11 protein-coding genes and 1 pseudogene are annotated in these 19049 nt (G+C 51.9%); 5 read left to right on the forward strand and 7 right to left on the reverse strand.

Features of this window, described 5'->3' with window-relative positions; genetic code table 11:
• Positions 1-16 precede the first annotated feature (16 nt).
• Complete coding sequence (locus tag ENH71_RS16120; RefSeq protein WP_294133048.1) at positions 17-157, reverse strand: YchJ family metal-binding protein; 141 nt, start codon at positions 155-157, stop codon at positions 17-19.
• 196 nt (positions 158-353) lie between these two features.
• Here ENH71_RS16120 and ENH71_RS00245 point away from each other — a divergent pair, with 196 nt between their 5' ends.
• Positions 354-2060 (forward strand): FG-GAP repeat domain-containing protein, encoded by a 1707-nt coding sequence (locus ENH71_RS00245; RefSeq protein WP_294133045.1) that lies wholly within the window; start codon positions 354-356, stop codon positions 2058-2060.
• Here ENH71_RS00245 and ENH71_RS16125 read toward each other — a convergent pair.
• The 3 genes and pseudogenes from ENH71_RS16125 to ENH71_RS00260 all read right to left on the reverse strand — a co-directional run.
• Positions 2057-2215 (reverse strand): YchJ family metal-binding protein, encoded by a 159-nt coding sequence (locus tag ENH71_RS16125; protein WP_294133130.1) that lies wholly within the window; start codon positions 2213-2215, stop codon positions 2057-2059. The two genes, ENH71_RS00245 and ENH71_RS16125, sit on opposite strands and share 4 nt — an antisense overlap.
• A 61-nt stretch (positions 2216-2276) precedes the next feature.
• Positions 2277-4469 (reverse strand): DNA/RNA helicase domain-containing protein, encoded by a 2193-nt coding sequence (locus ENH71_RS00255; RefSeq protein WP_294133044.1) that lies wholly within the window; start codon positions 4467-4469, stop codon positions 2277-2279.
• Positions 4466-4789 (reverse strand): annotated as a pseudogene (locus ENH71_RS00260) (nucleotide pyrophosphohydrolase); the annotation flags it as partial. The pseudogene ENH71_RS00260 and the gene ENH71_RS00255, both read right to left, overlap by 4 nt.
• A 480-nt stretch (positions 4790-5269) precedes the next feature.
• On the opposite strand from ENH71_RS00260, the gene mutT reads away from it, so the two are divergent.
• The 4 genes from mutT (at position 5270) to ENH71_RS00285 (ending at position 10509) form a co-directional block, all read left to right on the forward strand.
• Positions 5270-5683 carry an 8-oxo-dGTP diphosphatase MutT gene (mutT, locus tag ENH71_RS16130; RefSeq protein ID WP_294133042.1) on the forward strand — a complete coding sequence of 138 codons (414 nt, stop codon included), beginning with the start codon at positions 5270-5272 and terminating at the stop codon, positions 5681-5683.
• On the forward strand, positions 5680-8793 hold the full coding sequence (locus tag ENH71_RS00275; RefSeq protein ID WP_294133040.1) for a DUF3427 domain-containing protein: 3114 nt from the start codon (positions 5680-5682) through the stop codon (positions 8791-8793). The genes mutT and ENH71_RS00275 overlap by 4 nt, the downstream gene beginning before the upstream one ends.
• A 250-nt stretch (positions 8794-9043) precedes the next feature.
• On the forward strand, positions 9044-9445 hold the full coding sequence (locus tag ENH71_RS00280) for an HIT family protein (protein WP_294133038.1): 402 nt from the start codon (positions 9044-9046) through the stop codon (positions 9443-9445).
• A complete protein-coding gene (locus tag ENH71_RS00285; protein ID WP_294133036.1) occupies positions 9442-10509 on the forward strand; it encodes an HNH endonuclease in 1068 nt (355 codons plus the stop codon). Before ENH71_RS00280 ends, ENH71_RS00285 begins: the two co-directional genes overlap by 4 nt.
• A gap of 475 nt (positions 10510-10984) precedes the next feature.
• Here the strand turns inward: ENH71_RS00285 and ENH71_RS00290 are convergent, their stop codons facing one another.
• The 3 genes from ENH71_RS00290 to ENH71_RS00300 all read right to left on the reverse strand — a co-directional run bounded on the left by ENH71_RS00290 (position 10985) and on the right by ENH71_RS00300 (position 18937).
• Positions 10985-17419: a hypothetical protein gene (locus tag ENH71_RS00290; RefSeq protein ID WP_294133034.1), complete on the reverse strand. Its 6435-nt coding sequence runs from the start codon at positions 17417-17419 to the stop codon at positions 10985-10987.
• Between the two features lie 163 nt (positions 17420-17582).
• Positions 17583-18230 carry a hypothetical protein gene (locus tag ENH71_RS00295; protein ID WP_294133032.1) on the reverse strand — a complete coding sequence of 216 codons (648 nt, stop codon included), beginning with the start codon at positions 18228-18230 and terminating at the stop codon, positions 17583-17585.
• An 80-nt stretch (positions 18231-18310) separates the two neighbouring features.
• Entirely contained in the window at positions 18311-18937 is a 627-nt protein-coding gene (locus ENH71_RS00300; protein WP_294133029.1) for a hypothetical protein, read from the reverse strand.
• Positions 18938-19049: the final 112 nt, after the last annotated feature.

Here is a 19049-nt window from a genome sequence, read left to right on the forward strand (position 1 = left end):
TTATTTTTACACTCTCTCAGCGCTGTCCAGTGCTCGTGCTTTCATTCACATACAACCAGCGTCCGTTCTTTCGCACGAACCGCGATTCCTCATGATGTAGTTGAATCCGCCCATCGGGTTCGCGCCAGTATGCCTTGAACTTAATCAGGGATGCCAACGGTGACGGGTAAATTGATATCTATTTTGAAATGAAGCCGGATGTGCAATTCCAGACCTCTGCTATAGGGGGCAGTGAACAGGCGAACGGCGGCTAGTGAAAAAAGCCGCCGCCAAGCGCATATTTATTTTGATGGACAATTCCGTAAGACTGGTGTAACAAAGGCAATCTTTTATTCATATCCGGTGGTTTATTCATGCTTCTGATGTTCACGCGCCCGTCTCTCTGCCAGATAACCTGCCTGTCAAATGCTCACCAGAAATTGTTGCCACTGCTGGTTGGCATCGCTGTTTCCGGAGTTGCCTCCGATGTTATGGCGCAACCGGCAACACGATCCATTTACCAGGCCGGCTCGATTGAATATGGACGCATCCTCTTGCCCACTGATTTGCCCAGTACAATTTTCACTTATTTTGAAGACGTCAACCGCGATGGTCATACCGACCTAGTCATCACCGGCTTCACACCGGTCGATCAGCCGCGGCAAGGCGCCCGTCCGGGCAGCATTATGTTGAACAATGGCGACAATACCTTCCGTTCTGCTACCGGCGACCGGCCGCAATCAGAATGGGTCCGAGAAGTGCTGGTTGAGGACTTCGACAGTGATGGCATTGACGATCTGTTTCTGGCCGATCACGGCTGGGACACGCATCCATTTCCTGGCTTCCAGAACCAGCTCATGCTGGGCACAGGCACCGGATTTGTGGATGCCAGTTCACGCCTGCCGGTGCTTGAGGACTTCACTCACAACGCCGCTGCCGGCGACATCAATGGCGATGGTCATATTGATATCCTGGTTACCAACAATCCACTTGGTAGTGCCAGCGAGCGCAATTATTTTTTAATGAACCAGGGCGATGCCACCTTTGTGCTTGACCGGACTCGTATGCCGGCGTCCTTGTTGGCAAGTAACGTGCCGGGCACCTGGGCGGTGGAGCTGGCTGATCTGGACATGGATGGCCATGTCGACCTGATCGTCGGGCGCGTCGAAAACGAGGGCAGCGCTCCCAGCCGGGTCTACTGGAACGCGGGTGATGGTAATTTTGCCAGCGCGCAGGAGACTCTGCTGCCTGCCATGAGCCGTTTCGTGCCCAGCGGTCTGTACGCCGTAATTGAAGCCATGGCGTTTGATCTCAATGCAGATGGCGTGCGGGACATTCAGCTCAGTGCCTACAACAGCAGCTACAAGGGCCTGGGTACTCAGTTTCTCTACAATATGGGCAACCGACAGTTTGTTGATCGCACCAGCGTCTGTATTGGCGGTGATACCCAGGACCCATCGCCGGAACGGGAAACCCCTTATTTTCTGCGGCTGCACGACATCAATGGCGATGGTTTCCCCGAACTGTCATTCGACAATAGCCGCGACAGCTTGACCCAAAGCACGGTGTTTCTGGAAAACTCGGCCGGAGGCAAATGGCGTGCTATAACGCGTGGCGCGCTCAGCGCCGACAGTGAAGCGTTGAAGCTGATTCAAGGCTCGCATGCGATTAAAGGACTCAATCAAACCGGCTATGCCGACGTTTTTGTCTTTGACAACAATGGCACCAAAACACTAGGTATGAATTACCTGCCCATCACCCACCAGCCGCAAGTGACTGTGGCCAATCGCTTTGATGAATGCAGCAATCAAGTGCGCTCACTGGTGGCAGCCAATGAGTTCGGTGATCTGGATGTAAGGTTCAAGCTGATTCAATCCGAGCCCACGATTCGCATTCAGATAATACCCGAAACCCTGAGCGATGTGACGCAACTGCCCGCCAAATCGGCCTCATTCAACAGTGCCACTGGCATATTGACGATGCCTGAGTTGCATGTGGACGACGCAGTCGCCTACCGCAATCTGCAGTTCAGACTGATAGATGGCGACCTGCTGATTTTTGAACTGGTGGCGCTGGACTAGGTCGGTAGCGCGTCCACGTACAGCCAGCGCCCGGCCTGCCGAATAAACCGCGATGTTTCATGGTGCAACTGAAGTTGTCCGTCGGCATCGCGCCAGAATGCTTTGGACTCGGCCGTGGCGATATTGCCCTGCTGTTGGCTGTGTATGACTTCCAGCCTGGTAGAAGCGGAAAAGCTCGCTGGCGTGTTCTGAGTAGTAGCTCATTTTGAGGCGTCTCTAGTCCAGCACTCTCAGAAACTCACCCACCACCCGGTATCGGCTGGTATCGTCTTCAGTCAGCACAAGCGTCTCAAATGCTGGATCGGAAGTGCGTGGTTTCAGCAGGATTCTCTGATGTGCCCAGCCATCGCCATCTTCCGATTTGATGCTCTCGTATTCCTTGACGGTGTAGTGCGAACCACTGTCGTCATCAATGATGTCTGAATGCTCAACCAGGACGATCTTTCCGTTTCGGCTGCCGCCCTGATCGGTCCGGAACAGACACACAGCGCCATTCGGGATTATCCGGTTCATGGACTCGCCCTGGACTTTGCACGCGAACAGGCTTTTGTCAGCGCGCTCGCCGTCAGGAAGAACAATCCAGTCGTCTATTTCGGCCTGTTGCTGTTCGCTGAAGCTGCCAGCAGCCGGGAGCAGGCAATACAGTGGCACGGCATTGACGTAAGGCTGGACTTTAACTGGCGGCAATTCGACAACATTGTCTGGCGGCGCGATGTCGCGCGGTATGTGCTTGGCCAGGTACTCGCGGAAATCGGGATCGCAGGCGTAAACAAAGGTACCTCTGATACCGCGCAGCATGATGGTTTTGTAGATGTTGAGAATATAACGCTTCAGTTGCTCCGGATCTGTTATTGACTGTTTACCGTTGCGGTCGAAATACAACTCAGGTCGGATGATGATTTCGCCCTTGGTCTTGTCGTAGCCGATCTCGCGGCCGAATATGATGCCGGCATAGTTCAGGTCATATCCCTGTGTGGTGTGGATACAGCCCACCTCAGTTGCCGATCCTTCCGCGTTGATCCAGTCCGAGCTGGTGCTGTTCCATCGCAGCTTTATGTTCTCGATTTCAATGTCGAATTTGTCGCGCTCTTTGTTGGAGACCCAGGGCCACGAGTAACCGGCAATCATTCGGGATAAACCAACATCACTCTCCTTTTCCTGAATCTTTTTCTGGAACTCCCGGAAACTGTCAAACAGTTTGAACTCGTAGGACCTGGACGTATGTTTTGCCGACTCAGCCAGGCGGGCATTGAGCAGCTCATCCACAAACTTCACATAGGGGTTGCCGCCCAGCACTCGGAACTGGGAAACCAGTTCCTGTACTTCGGTGTCTGGTGATGCTTTCAGGGCCGTGAAAACGTCTGCGGCGGCATCCGATGGTTTTATGGTCTGATCGGTGTCGTAAAAGAATACGGCCCGGCTGGATTGTTTGCGGACCCAGTCAACTTCGCTGCACCGCTTTGGATCGAAGCCCAGAGCGATGGATGTCTTGTCGAACGCACCGTAATAGGCACCGAGGTTTATCCGTTGGCGTAAGCGATGGGCTTCATCCACCAGCACGATGTCGTAGTCTTGCTTAGCGAGTTCTGCCGGGCCAATAACCATGTTGGATTTCAGGCCCGCAATGTTCGAGAAAGCCTTTTGTAAGGTTTTCCGGAAAGACGACATGGGCACAACCAGCGCCATGCGAGGCTTTCGGCCGTACTTTTCGCGCAACCGAAACAGCAGTTCCTTGATTTCGGCCTCTTCGCTGGAGAATTCCTGAAAGTTGAAGTCATCGTTGTCTGACTGCAAAAGTTTGAACAGGAATATCGCCAGCACGGATTTACCCGTCCCCGCACCACCCTGAACTACCAGCGTGCGTGTGGTGTCGCTCACCAATGAGTGCATGATGCCCAGCAGCCCCTGGCGCTGGTCGGCCGACAGCGCCTTGTAGGGTGAGTATTTAAACAGGTCAGAGTTGTCCAGATGATCCAGTGAGTGCTGGGTCACGCCCTTTGCCCGAAGCTGATCCCAGAGCTGCTGGAAGATGTCGGCGTAGAGGATGTCCTTCTGGTAGTAGTTGTGATCCGCCAGTCCCAGGTTGCCGTTCAGCAGTTTGAACCGGCCATCGGCGGACATGTATTTGATCAGATTGGACTCAATGTCCAGCGTGGCGGATTTGTTGAACTTCAGGCTGGTGATCAGGTGAACCACTGACAGGTGGCGTTTGGCGTCATGTTTCAGATGGGTTGTCATGCGGGCGACCGCATCAGCGGTTTCACCAACGTAAGCCAAGCGCTTGTTGTCATCGCTCAGCACATAGACCAGCGGCCAGTAGTTCTGTGCAAATGAGTTGGCGCGAATATCGCTCAGCTGCTTGTCGCTGAAGGCATAGCGGCTGACTTCAATGACGGGAGGCCTGCTCATAACTCATTGTATTTCCTGGCAGTCCCCTTGGCCTTGCTGACCGGGTACTTTTCCTCGTTCTGCCTGATTTTGGCCAGCACGATGTCTTTGACATCCAGATCACAGGCATCGGCCAGCAGAAAGGCGAATGCAAAAACGTCAGCCAGCTCTTCCTTGATCTTCTGCTTATCGGCGTCTTCAGGTTGCTTCCACAGGAAGGCTTCAAGCAGTTCACCGGCTTCGATGCTCAGCGCCAACGACAGATCCTTGGGATTGTGGAACTGCTGCCAGTCACGTTCGTCGCGGAACTTCTTCAGGGCGTCTATGATTTCATTCATATTTTTGGATTTTTGATGAACGGATGGGTGGTCGGTATGATTTCACGTATAAAAAACCGTGACAACTATACATGTCGTAGATTACGCGACTCTGGAGTGGGTCGACAGGTTTAACAATTGTCCGCTTCTAGAGCCTATTGGCAATATCCCCTTGGCGGAGATGGAGGCAATATGCTGTCGCCAGCGGGAAGAGTCGGTTATGGTAGCCTGACCCAAACTAACGAGTCTCCGGAATACCCGGGGCGATTCAGATCACTATCGGATTTCGGCGACTGTGGTGGTTAGTGGAGTGCTGGATCGATGGTTGAAGGGGGTTGGAGGGGGTGCGGGGACAATCACAATGCCTCGATAAGTGGCATCGTTACATTCCTGTTGAACCATAAAGAGATTCGGGTCGAGGTTTTGAGAATAGATGAGTAACATTAGTCCAGAACAGTCACTCAAAATCAGCTCGGCTTTGCTGAATTGTTATTAGGCTTACAGATGATAAATGTCACCGCCGCCATCATCCTCCACAATAACCGCGTACTCGCCACTCGGCGTGCACCCCAAAAACACATGGGTGGCTATTGGGAGTTCCCTGGCGGCAAAATAGAACTCGGCGAGACACCTGAGCAATCACTTGCTCGCGAGCTCCAAGAGGAACTCGGCATAACAGTTCGGGTAGGCGAGCACTTTTTCTCAAACAAACACAACTATGGCGATAAGCAAATCATGTTGATGTCGTACCTTTGTACTTGGGGCACAGGCGAGTTGATCTTAAACGACCACGACGCCATTCAGTGGTGCTCTGCCCAAGAGCTCGCTAGCCTGAGGTGGGCCCCCGCAGATATCCCGATAGTACATGCCCTGCAAAACGCCATGGCTAACATTGACACGAGCCCCCAAACACCGTGAGCACGCCTAAACAGCCAATCGGCCTTTACGAACAGGTGATAAGCGTGGCACTCCAAGCCGAGTTGGAGGCGCTTTCAAACGAGGCCATCACCGATCAAGAAAAGCTGAATACGGCAGAGGCGCCCGACCGGCTCGCCATGTACGTGGGCAAATTGGTTGAACGGGTGGTGGCAGGCCTGAACGAGAAAGACCGACTCAATGTCAGTCGTAAACTAGTTAACAGCTTGATTGAAGTCGCGCAAGAATATGCGCCCAGGGCGGACCTTGAGATCGATAAACTGCCTGAAGATCTCGCTGTCCTAAGGGGTATCTTTGGCATCGGTCAAGATGGTCGTGCAACGAAGTTAGCGAGGCCCCTTACGCCATTGCTCGATACAACACTGATTACCAATGATCGTAACGAACCCAAAATTGCCGCACAGATTAAAGGCGAAATTCACTCGGCCGATCGTATCGATGTCGTGATGGCCTTCGTGCGTTACAGCGGGATCAGAAAGTTTATAGAGGAATTCAAGCGCTTTTTAGCCAAGCCCGAGCAACCGCGCTTGAGGGTGTTGACTACCACCTACACCAATAGCACAGAGCTAAAAGCCTTGCAGGCGCTTGCCGATCTGGGCGCTGAAATTCGGGTCTCTTACGATGTGGGCATGACCCGCCTGCACGCCAAAGCTTGGTACTTTTACCGACGATCGGGGGCTTCTACCGCCTACATCGGATCTTCTAACCTAACGCACTCGGCGCAAGACACGGGCAAGGAATGGAACGTGCGCGCCAGTGCGCTGCGCAACGCTGATGTCACGCGCAAAGTGGCTTCTATGTTTGAGGCCTACTGGGAAAGTGGCGATTTTGAACCCTTTGATGCCCAAACCTTTCAACGAAATACCGCCATAGAGGAGCAAGAACAAAGCCACAAAATGCGCGTTTTCTTAGAGGTGACACTCAAACCTTTTCAAGAGCGCCTGCTCGAAGAAATTGAGGTCTCGCGCGGCAATGACCGGCATTGGAACCTGCTTGTTTCAGCCACCGGCACAGGCAAAACCGTGATGGCGGGGGTGGATTACAGCAGGCTGAAAACGCGTATGTCCCGCGCCCGGCTTCTCTTTGTGGCTCACCGCAAAGAGATCCTAGAGCAAAGCCGCGACACCTTTCGGCAAATTCTGCAGGATTGGCAGTTTGGGGAGCTCTGGGTAGATGGCGAACGCCCCACCCACTTTGAACACGTGTTTGCCTCTATTCAAACGCTTTCGAATGCAGATCTTAGCCGTATTCCTACCGATCACTACGATGTGGTGATTATTGATGAGTTTCACCATGCGGCGGCACCCACCTACCGGCATCTACTTGCCCATTTGCAGCCAAAGCAACTGCTGGCACTTACCGCAACGCCGGAACGGGCCGATGGCGAATCACTGTTACATTTGTTTAATGACGAAATTACCGCCGAGCTGCGCTTGTGGGATGCAATAGACCAACACAGCCTAGTGCCTTTTGAATATTACGGTGTGCACGATGGCACACACCTTAGCGATATCCCGTGGACGCGCGGGCGAGGCTACGACACTGAGGCGCTTTTCAACGTCTACACTGCCGATGACTTGTGGGTTAAGCGGGTGATCGGAGAGCTGGCCAATAGAGTTGAATGCATCGATACGGTAGTTGGGCTCGGCTTTTGTGTGAGCATCGCACATGCCGATTTTATGGCGCTGAAGTTTAATCAAGCGGGCATTGCGGCGGCGAGTGTGTCGGGTAAAACGGGTTCGAATGAGCGTGAAAGCACGCTGCGTAAATTGAACGACGGCAGCTTAAAGTTTGTGTTCTCGGTAGACGTATTTAACGAAGGGGTCGACATCCCAAAGGTAAACACCTTATTGCTGTTGCGCCCCACAGAAAGTGCCACCATCTTCATTCAGCAGTTGGGGCGAGGTTTACGTCGAGCGCCGCACAAAGAGGTTTGCACGATCTTGGATTTTGTAGGCCAGCACAATAAAGAGTTCCGGTTCGATAAGCGTTTAGGCGCGCTTTTAGGCGGCACACGCAAAGATCTAGAGCGACAGGTACAGCAGGGCTTTCCCTATTTACCAGCCGGATGCTATATGGAGCTCGACCCCATAGCGCAGCTAACCATACTCACTAGCCTAAAGAACGCCATACCCTCATCGCGCAATGCTCTAGCTGCTGAGCTTCGCACATTAAAAGAGCGAGGTGCCAATACCTCGTTAAATGCCTTTTTGGAACATACCGGCTTGGCGTTAGAGGATATCTATAAAGGCGGTGGCGATAATTCGTGGAGCGCCCTGTGTGAATCGGCGGGCATTGAAGTACAACCCCAAGGCCCGAATGAAACAATGTTGCGCAAGGCGTTAGGCCGCCTGCTACACATAGACGACAGTGAACGTTTAAGCCAATACGCGCAGTGGGCCGCGCAAGCCGATGCGCCAAAACTTCGCGATTTGGCTGCCCGAAAAACGCGATTGTTGCGCATGTTGGTAGCTTCTTTATGTAATCAGCTCAGTGATCAACATGTATCTTTAGAGCATGCGGTAGATTTAGTATGGAAACACCCGCAGGTGCTCGACGAGCTGCAAGGGCTCGTGGTCGCTTTGCAAACCCGAGTCAGCCACAAGCATAGCTCTTACGAGCCTGTTGGCGACAACCCATTGCAAATTCACGCACGCTACACGCGCATCGAGATATTGGCTGCCTATGGAGAAGGTGATAATGCGCTAACCCCAACCTGGCGCGAGGGGGTGAAGTGGTCGCAGCAAAACAAGACCGATGTAATGGCTTTTACCTTAAGTAAAACTCCTGGGCGTTTTAGCCCCACCACCATGTACCGCGATTACGCCATAAACCAAAACCTCATTCATTGGGAAAGCCAATCCCAAACCAGCGAGGCAAGCGCCACTGGTCAGCGCTACATTCACCACCAAGAACAGGGCAGCGATATTGCCCTATTTGCACGGGAAACCTCAGATGATAGAGCGTTCTGGTGTTTGGGTAAGGCTCAATATGTTGAGCACGAGGGAGAAAGACCCATGGCGATCAAGTGGCGTTTGGCGAAGAGTCTGCCCGGCGATTTATATGGGGCGTTTGTAGCTGCAGTGGCTTGAGTCCGCATCACTCTCATCGCTCACGATTGGAATGTCTCCGATTGTTGTGCAGCATTAAACCGACGCATTGACGAGCACAACAATGGTTTTGGCGCTTCCCGTATCGCAGTTCTTGAAACGTTCGGCTTAAGCAGTGGAATCGTCAAGTTCATGAAGAGCTGGATATCAGAACGGTAAAGGTAGTTAAATTGTATCTGTATTGTCGTCGTCTCAACTTGACGCCATGCCAGATACTAACCAATATCCACCCATGACAACAAATAGCTACCATAAGCCCTGCCCCTTTTGCGATTCGACATTTCGAGAATCACTTGCCAACAATGCCAGCTGTTTCGCAACCCTCGACAACTATCCTATCTCCCCAGGCCACACGCTGATTATTCCCCTCCGTCATGTCGGTTCCTACTTCGATCTTTCTCGCATCGAGCGTGATGATCTCTGGGACCTGGTCGAGCAGGCCAAAACAAAACTGGACAGCCAATTTTCACCCGATAGCTACAATATCGGTATGAATGACGGACCGGCGGCAGGTCAGACTATTGGACACTGCCACATCCACCTGATTCCACGTTATGTCGGGGACGTGTCTGACCCTCGAGGTGGCTTACGCTGGATTATGCCAGACAAGGCTGACTATTGGTCCGATCGATGAGTGAGCCTTCCGCTAGGGCACAGCTTGCGTTTCTGGAGAAAATTCAACGCTTGTTTGATGAAGGCGAATTTTCTGCCACTTACAAGTTTGCCCTGATGCTGACATTGACCGAGCTAGCGATTGAGCGTGGCACGGATGATGACGCAGAGCTGGTATTGCCGCTCGATGCAGTGGCCGAGCGTTTTGCGTTGTTGTACTGGCGACAGGCGAGCAGCTTCGGTCCGGCATCTGAGAATTCGGAAAACGGGGTTCTACTGCAGAACCTGGGTAAACAGGCCGCTGTGATCAATCGGATTCGCAACATTTACAATGAAGTAGAGGGCAACCCGGCTAGGGCGCCTGGGCACCCTCAGTGGAAACGCACGATTTCCGATATCCGGGCTGTTGTTCACAATATGCCGCTTCGCCATCTGCAGGTCATAGGCGGGCAAACCGACCGATTCATGTATGACTATCCTTGTACCAACAAAATGCTGATCTTGAAGCAGGGCGTCAGCCGCAATCTGCGCCGCTTTAGTCCATTGATTCAGCAGTTGGCCAAGGCAGGCTGGGTTCAGCACATTCGCAGCAATCGCCGAAATGCGCCACTGCTGGGCAAAAAAGACGATCTGGAGTCATTCATGTTCGGCACGCCACGGGCGCTTCTGGCCCGTATTTCACCCATTCTGTCCCAGATGCAGGACAGGCGCTGCTTCTACTGCCAGGGGAAACTGCACAGCCAGACCGAGGTTGACCATTTCATACCGTGGTCGCGCTACCCACGAGATACGGCGCACAATTTTGTGGTGGCGCACCGTGGCTGCAACAATGACAAGCGGGATATGCTGGCTGCTAAGACGCATCTTGAGCGGTGGCTGGCGCGCAATGACCAATTAGGGCAGGAGCTGGGTGGGCAGATGCAGGAGCAGGGCTTTGTCTCTAATATTGGCAGCACAACTGAAGTGGCAAAATGGGCTTACGGAGAGGCATACAGAATGCAGGGATTTGCTTGGATTGAAACGCGTCGGCAAACTGAGATGGTGGATCGAGAGTACGTTGAGTTGTTTGGGACGGATAGAATTTAGCTGACTAACTTATTTGCAACGGAGCGCCCAGCTGTGCGCTGTCTTATCTTTTGGGGCAGGAGAGGACTATCAAATGGTGCCAGGAGAGGACTTGGTATATATTTATAATAATATGAAATATAAATATAATTTCTGATTAAAATATAATTGTTGTTGCTTCTGTTGTTGCTATAAAACCCGGCTGACAAAAGATGTATGACGCTCATATTCTCTTCGATGTTGAATTATCCCTCCAATTCCTCATCGCCAATCGCCAATCATTAATCTTATACTTGGCTGCAGCTAGAGACCCGCTTTGCCGCAAATTCGAAGCGCTGCGGGAAATATGTCCGACAAAAGCGCTCTGTTACACGGTACCTCGCCAGATTCAAACTGTAGCCGTTAGACAAGGAGCGCAAGGAAGACGAAAACTCTCATCCCTCTGCGTTTTCTGATAGCGGGGGTAAGGTCATCAGATGAAGAACATACTTCTCGCCTAGTACGTTGTTTCAGATGCCTTTTTTGCAAACCAGAAACGCGCGCTCTCATTATTCCGCTTCAGGCCCACATACAGTTCCCTCACCCCTGAAGATTCATCGTAACTTCTGCTGGATTTGTACTTTGAAAGACCGAGCTTGAATATCACGCTTCTTTTGCAGGACTTTAGAACCTCGCCGAGCCATCCAATCTCTACCCAAAGGATAGCGCCCTCATCCTGATACCTGCTGCCGCGTGCATCGGCGTCGGGTCGCCACTCGCCCCAGACGTCGCTCTTCAATACCAGCTTCCCGTTGTTATCGCGCCAATGCCGCTCATCCCAGTCTGGTGTCAGCCCAAGCAGCTTGTTGAGCCCACGCCCTAGCTTTGGACGAGCTATCGCACCCCGTGTGGCCCACTCGTCATGTTCATCAATGCCAATGGGATACTTCTCCGGCACCCATATCAAAGGATTAAACGGCCTTTTATCGGCGTAGCGATCAACGCGCCCGTCGGACTCAAATCTAGGTAGCCAAAGATCTTGATCGGGTGCTTTCGCGAAGTTCCCACATTGCCCAACCGCGCCGCGCTCCATGATGAGTGCGGAGTCTAGGCTAACGTGTACGCCGTCTGGCGATGTCCAGTATCCGTGAAGCGGCAGGTAATGATCTTCCGGACCCTCGGGGAATCCGACCTTCGCAAACAGTGCCTCCTTGTCTAGAAGCGTCTCCTGGTTTCCTTTGCGCTCACCGAGTAGGTACTCGTGAGCCACTGCGGGAACCCGATCTTTGTGATCTGATAACCATGAGCCATCCTCGAATGAAACATCCTCGCCTTCTAAGAATTCTTGCCATGGATTTAGGCCCGTCGAATCATAGCTGTGCCGTGCCACAGGCAAAGTCTTCAGGAGCGTGGTTGCCGCGAAAAGGCGAGCATGCCGTAGTATGTGCTCGGCATAGGTTTCGAATCGTTTATCGCCTCGGTAACGGACACCACCAGGAAAGTCGGAAATGCCACTAGCACCTGGCCAACGTTTTATTACTTCACCGGCAATGAGGTCCCAGGCTTCATTATTCGATATCCAGAAAAGCTGTGCGAGGTTCGAAACCTTGTGGTTGTCGAAATCGTGGTCGAAACCGAATTCCAACTGGCGATCCTTGTTATTTGGCCTGCCATCACGTTTAACGATGCCATGCGGGGGCGTTTGAACCTCCGCCCACAATTTCGCAAGTCCAGCGCTCATGGATTTACCGCCCTCGATATACTTTAGACATCGGGCAAGGTGAAGTTTGTTGAGCACATGCAAATCGGGTCGATTTGCTAGCGCTTCAATTCGTGCCTTCAGGCACTTGAGCTTCTCGCCATGATGCAGGGCAGCGCGTGCCAATCCCATCAACAGCCATTGCTGCGCATTTAAAAAGGAAAAACGATGCTCGTCGGAAGCGAGTGATTGGTTCTCATCTGTATCAAACCGATCAAGCAGGTGCCCGACGTCTTCGGTCAATCCTACATCAAGCATTCCCTTCAGACTTCTTGCGGCACTCCATCTGACAAAGGCATCACTATCACCGAGCAAATGCCAGATGATATCGGCGATAACACAGCCCTCGTCGCTCTTGCCATCGAAGGCGGCGCAATACACGCCTTCACCGATCTCATCACCAAGCTTTGCAGCGGAACTGGATAGCAAGTCCTCAAATGCCTTCAACGCATTCGAAGGATCAGTTTGACACGACAGGCTCGTCGCTAATTGGAGCCACTCGTCACCCCCAAGTTCAAGGCGCTCCTTCGCTACTGTTTCCAAAACAGTTTGCAACACAAATTTTGGATCACCGCATAGCTCGGATAAACGATGGATTTGCCTGGAGATGCCCGAATAGCGCTGTTCGAACAGCTCGGAGCCCCTGAGCGCAAAAAACCTCTTAATCAGGTTAGCTACGCTGTTCGCTATATGCGCCGAACTATTGCGCCAAGCTTTTACGCATTCGATGATCAGGTCGAGTGCGCGATCAAACTCGAGCTCGGTAGACTCACAAAGTGCCTCAAGGAAGTTGACTCGCTCGTTATACCGGCAAGCTTTCCGTAGCTCCTCTAACAGACGACCCGTGTTGTCGAACGGCAGCCCGGCGCTGGCCTGAATTTCTTGAATTGCCTCATCCAGCGAGGATGCAGATATGGGAACGCATTTGGCTACAATAGCCGCGAGGGCTTCGTAGCGAGCCTGTTCATCTTGCTTGTTGCTATTTGCCTGGATGCTGTATACAGCACTAGACACATTATAATTGTTTTTAGCGTTTTCGATTTCGCGCCGAAGTCGCGCTGCTTCGTGCTGCGTTTGGAGATGACCGAGCAACCCCGCTTCGTTGACCTCTTCAAATTCAACCACACAGCCCATTAGGCTCTCCCATAGTCCTTCCCATCCGCCAAAACTATGTTCTTGATCCAGCTTCCCTGTCACAAGAGAGAAGATTGCTGCCCTATCTTTGGAATCGGCAGTCGAAAGCAGATCGTGCAAACCCTTGCCAACCTGCCATTCATGCCAGCCATGATCTTCGCAGATTGTGAGAAGCACCGCCGCGCGGCGCACATCAAGATGACCTGCTTTTGCGAGGTAACAGGCAAGCTGCGGAAGGCCGTAGGAATAATCCACAACATCCTGATCGTCCCATCGTATCAGCTTGTATATTGCCGGAAAGCCAACGGAGGCAGCAGCGGCACGCCCGAATAGTGTCCATCCGAATTTTGATGGCTCATGCTTGAAGATTGTCTCACACAGGTTCATAAGCCGGTGCGAGAGCTCCGGCTTCACAAACCCTCCTGGCTGCTCTGCGGCATAGTGCAACACCGAGTAAATCAGGTCCGGGTCATTTCCACCCATCTTATCAAGTTGAGCCAAACCTCGGGCATAGTACGCTTGCGCCTCACCAATACTCATCGTGATCAGCGATTCAGACAAATCCCGGTAGGCTTCGCCGCGTTGTTCGATGTAGTCATCCTTGAGTATGTCGTCGGAAATCTTGGATGCGTACATCCCTGCGACACCGGCCAGTTTGGGACGCCTTGCGATAAGATCAAAGACACTTAGCTTGTCACCCAGCGAAAACCGGTTAGCTTCTATGATTTCTATAAGCTCTTCCGCTTGATTTGTTTCGACGGATTCACAGTGGCGGAGCAAGATTTTGGCAAGCCCAATGCCAACATGTCGCGCAACATTGCCTATTCCGGTTTCGGCCCTCCAATGGACATTGAGCCTCAATGCTGATTTCCAGACATCTAAAAAGGCGGCCAGAACATCACTTGAAAGTGCAGCTGTGGACAGAAGGGGAGTCTCAAGAGGTTTGACCAACTGAAGGACGCAGGATGCGCCCTTCACAATGTCTTCCTGCTCATGCCTGGAAAACTGCTTGTGTTTCTTGGGCTTCTGCCCCTTTGGCACCGTGTTCAGGTTTCTCGTCACGATGAGGCTATCAAGGAATGCGCCGAGGTCAGCTTCGGAGGCTATTGATTTCGTCTTTCGCCCTGTCTTCACGTTCTCCGGCATAAGATGTTGGAAAGACAAATTTTCGCCGGATGACCAGGCCGTGATGCAAGCCGATAGAACAGGTATCCACACCCTGTCCATGCCATGACGCTCGCCATAGCCGTAGCTCGATGGCCTGCGATGGCGATATAATCCGAGTAGTCTCTTCGCTGACTGCCTTGAATTCACGAGGAGAGAGCCCATCGCGGCCTCTGCGATAGTACTCTGCAGTTCCATCTCGTAGTCGGGGGAGTTTTTTTCCGGCATCCTCTTTTTATATCGCTGCGAGAGCGAGCTTGTTGCTCGCGAAACAGTCCTGAGTTGGTTTCTTGAGAGGCCATACCCCTTGGACAGCAGGCCAATTTGCAGGGTAAGAGACAGGCACCTTTTCGACGCTGCGAACTTGGTTAAGGTCTGCAGAGCTTCACTTCCGTTCGCGGCTTCGTGATGTGCGCAAAGAGTAATCAGCTCTTCCACGACTGAGAGCGCAAACTTGAAACGCCACAGCTGGATATTGCGATTAAATGACGAAAACGTATTCTTCAAAACGCCCAAGAACATTACGGCAGCGATATCGGCTGCCTCTGGCCCGGAGCGCTCGATCCGTTTGGACTTGTCATCCGTGTGGAGATACCAATTGATCCAGCCAATCGCCCTGTTTTGATGAATGCGCGCTTCGTCCAGTTCATCAGAAAAACAATAGGCGACGGTGAGCCGCGCATCACGTGCCCCACGCCAACCGGATCGATCATTGAATAAGCGGCGGGAAGCATCCGTGCCTCCAAGGATCGTCGCCAGCGCCGGAGATCGACGAATGAACTGGTCGCCCCTCGCATTAGCCGACGCCACCTGCGAGAGTTTCATCGACAGACTTAGAGTCCGGTTTAGATCTTGTTCGCGTGTTGCAAGAGAGAATGCTGCATAGAGCCGTGCGAGCTTCAGCTTGCGACGTTCATAGTCGGATTCGATTTCAGTTGGAAAATCATCTGAACCAGCAAGCTGATAAGCCCTGTTGCTGTCTCCGGTGACTACAAGTAAATGGGGCAATGCTTCGGCGGCGTAGATAGAGTCTTTCTGATGCGCTTGGAGCCTCTGCGCAATGGATTGCTGCGAAGAAACCTCGCTTGCGTAGCGATCCTTGATGTAGGTCTCGGTGGGTTCGTCGCGAAAAATCGCACCATGCTTGACCAGTTCAAGCATTGGCGCAAGATCGGATGCGGCACTATTGACCTGCGAGTCTGACCAGCCTAACGTCTTGGCTAGTTCGGGCAACGGAATGGGCGGCGGAAGAAGAGATAGAGCGGCAAAAAATTCAAGAATTTCAGTCTCACTCCAACCGACCGTATGTAGGTACCGGAATATTCTTTCGCATTTTCCAGCGATCAGGTCTTCAACAGAAATTTCGGTCTGCGGCGCATTCCCGGACACATTCGTGTCCCAGCTTTCCACGAGGTACTCGAGGACACGGGCATTGCCCTGCGAACGAGCAAGTGCCGTTGAGAATTCGACATCCGTGATATCATTGCGCCGTGTCTCAAGAAACTTCCGCGTTTCTTCCTCAGTGAACGGTTCAAGCTTAATGCGCTTTGTATAGCTGTTTCCTATTACGCTATCGATCCTATGGGGGCGCGCAGTGAGCAAGAGCCTTACACCGTCGATAGGCTCCGCACTGAGCGATGCAAGCAAGAGCCTTGGAAAGGCATCTTCATTGCGCGCATCGGCTTCCAATTGCGCATTGTCTGCCGCGTCCAAAACAATCAGTATGCCTTGCATGACGGACTGATTTTGGACGGTCCCGCTAGCCTGCTTGAGACGCTTGCGGGCAACGCTGATCAAGCCATATTGATCGCTGTCAGTCGGAAGAAGTGGGTCGCAGAGTCCGCGTGTCGCCAGTTCATTGATGATCTGCAGTAGCCCAATTTTCGGCATGTGACGTGCCTGGGCCTCGGAGCGATATGCACCGCCACCGAAGCAATCGAAGACGACGACCTCGAATGAATCGGTCAGATGTTTGGCTAGGCTTTGGATGAACACGGTCTTCCCGACGCCGCCGTCGGCATAAAGAAAAACAGGTAGATTGCTCGCTTCGATTTCGTTTCGGACTTCGTGCAGGGCCGAACGCTCAACGACTTCACCAACATCTACGAAACGCGTATCCGCTGGAAATAACTGATCCTCATCACACTCTAGTGCATCCAGAACATCTTCACGCCTGATAGAATTATTGCTCTGACCCTCAATTTGCGCCTTCTCGCGGACAAGCTCCACCAACGCGTATAGTCTTTTTGCCGCCTGTCCGGTTGAGTCAGCAGACCAATCACTGACTGTTCTTCGCAAGGATCGGTTCTGTGCCGGCAAATCGTTTGTCGCAGCGCGAAACTCGATGAGCGGGAAAATGTCCCGCGCTTCGATCTCCTCTTCCTTGCACCAGGTCTTGAGGTAATTAAGTTGCGTCTTGGCGCTAACTGTCTTTGGTTTGCTATCCTGCTTCAAACACGCGATAGCATCCCAGAGATCGTCTGAGAATTTCGCATTCGTCACGAACGCGAATAACAGCTTCTTTGCGATTTCCTTTTCCGAAACATTTTCCCTGAAGTTTCGTAGTGTCGCGGAAAACTTCTTGATCGTTTTTTTAAGATAGGATGAGGTGACGGGATTTACCGCCTCCTTGTATTTAAACTGCAGTATTTGCTGAGCGGTACAGGTCTCGAAAGTATCTCCATTCCCATAGAAGAGGGTGAGGTCGGCAATATCCTCGGCCTCTTGTCCCAAATTTAGGCGCTCGTTTGGAGAGAGGCCCTCGACAACAATCGCGAAAAGACTGTCTTTAGGGAACACAAGCTGGAGCGCGCGCCTTGCTGCCCACCGTTCGTGAAACGTGTGCCCGGCGCGTGATACTCTGACTTTGTCTATGCTCCTTACAGCTTTGCTCATAGAGGTCTTGACTCTTAGAAATTAGTTGGCGTCACAATATCCAGGCATAGAGCCCGAAGCCAGAACATAATATTGTAGGAAATTGAGTGCTGTGAAAGCCCGACTTACATCGCAGTGCCTAGCCTTGTTGGGCAATTTATTAACCTTGAGCATAGTCATCTAGCTAGTCATCCAAAAGAGAAAAATCTAGATGGGACCAATCAATGGAGCCTTCCAATTCGAAGTTGAACTGTTGCCATAACACCTGAGGTTCTATGTTAGATACAGAATCGCGCATCGAAATCATCTGGTTTAATTGCTCATAAATAGGATTCCCCTGTTCAGTTCGCAACCTCCCTGCAGCAACATTTTTCAAGGTTAGAATCACAGGGCGATGAGTCTCTTGGAAAATCGTTCTCAAACAGTGACTATTCGGTACTATATTTTCGGCTTCAACGGGATTAATGGAGGCCAGTGCCATGTATGCTTGGTAGATAGTAGTCAAAAACTCAGATCCTAATCGATTACTTGTTGCATACCGGTGAGCTGTCGATTTGCTTGGGGTAAGATAGGTATATCCGTACCTAAAATTAAATCCCCCGTCGGAGACTCTTTGCTCCAACATTGCCCTTACAATGAAATCGTTAAACTCCCACCACTCTGTGGAGTTCCGAGTATTATCCAGAGCGTGGGCCAAGTTGGCCAAGATTTCTGCGTCAAAGAGCTTCGAGTCTCGGAATCCGCCAAGGCCATGCTCTCTGATTTGGGCTAGAAAGTAGCTAGAAGTACCGTGGTAAAGAGGCACCGCCAGTCGGCCCATACTATCGATCATAAGGCACCGACCTTCATTGTCTAACGCCTTTCTTTAGCGACCAAGGCATGACTTTGCTCGATTTAAAGAGCGCGCGTTCACTATTCATCGTTTTCTACTGCGTATTCCGCGCCCCGCTGAACACGGACGTCGCTAATGTAATTCATCTTTGTCCACAAATGAGTTCTAAGATTATCGTGTTCTGGGTTGACCAATTCCTGCATATAGTCGAGCAAGCTTTGCCTCACAGCTTTGTGAAACCGCCGAACGTCGATAACATACCCCTCACCGGTAGGCGAACGCGCAAGCATCCTGGACTCCCCACGACGTATAAGCCACATGCGTCTTGCTTCAGCTTGATGCAATAGGCCGCATCGAATATCCTTGTAATAAGAGCTCCTAGCCTCTGCATCAAAATCAGGTTGAAATCGGCGCCCCTGCAAGAAGGTAGTGACCAGCCGCCTAGATTGTCTATGCCCATTAATAATGCCCTCTCGAAATTGTTGCAGAGTTTCTAGCATCAGGCTGTCGATCGAAAGTACAACAAAACCCGAATAAGGTGAGCGGAGGCAGTTGCCAGCGTATCTGAGAAAGCGACCTTCTAAGCGGTCCTTAACTATTTTTGCAGCTTGAGCCCAATCAATTGGTCTATTTCGATCAAGTGCAAACCAATCTCCAGACGTAAACGCTGGAGAGATCTGCAACGCCTCTATATGTGGTCCGCCCATACTACTACTTTCTCCGTCTCAGTTCGGCCCGTGAGTACCTAGCGCCCATGTTGTGGCGCCAAGGTGAATTGGCGCGGCGATTGCGCATGCTAACGCTGTGACAGTTTACTTT

It is taken from the genome of Pseudohongiella sp. (genome assembly GCF_011050365.1).
Classification (GTDB): domain Bacteria; phylum Pseudomonadota; class Gammaproteobacteria; order Pseudomonadales; family Pseudohongiellaceae; genus Pseudohongiella.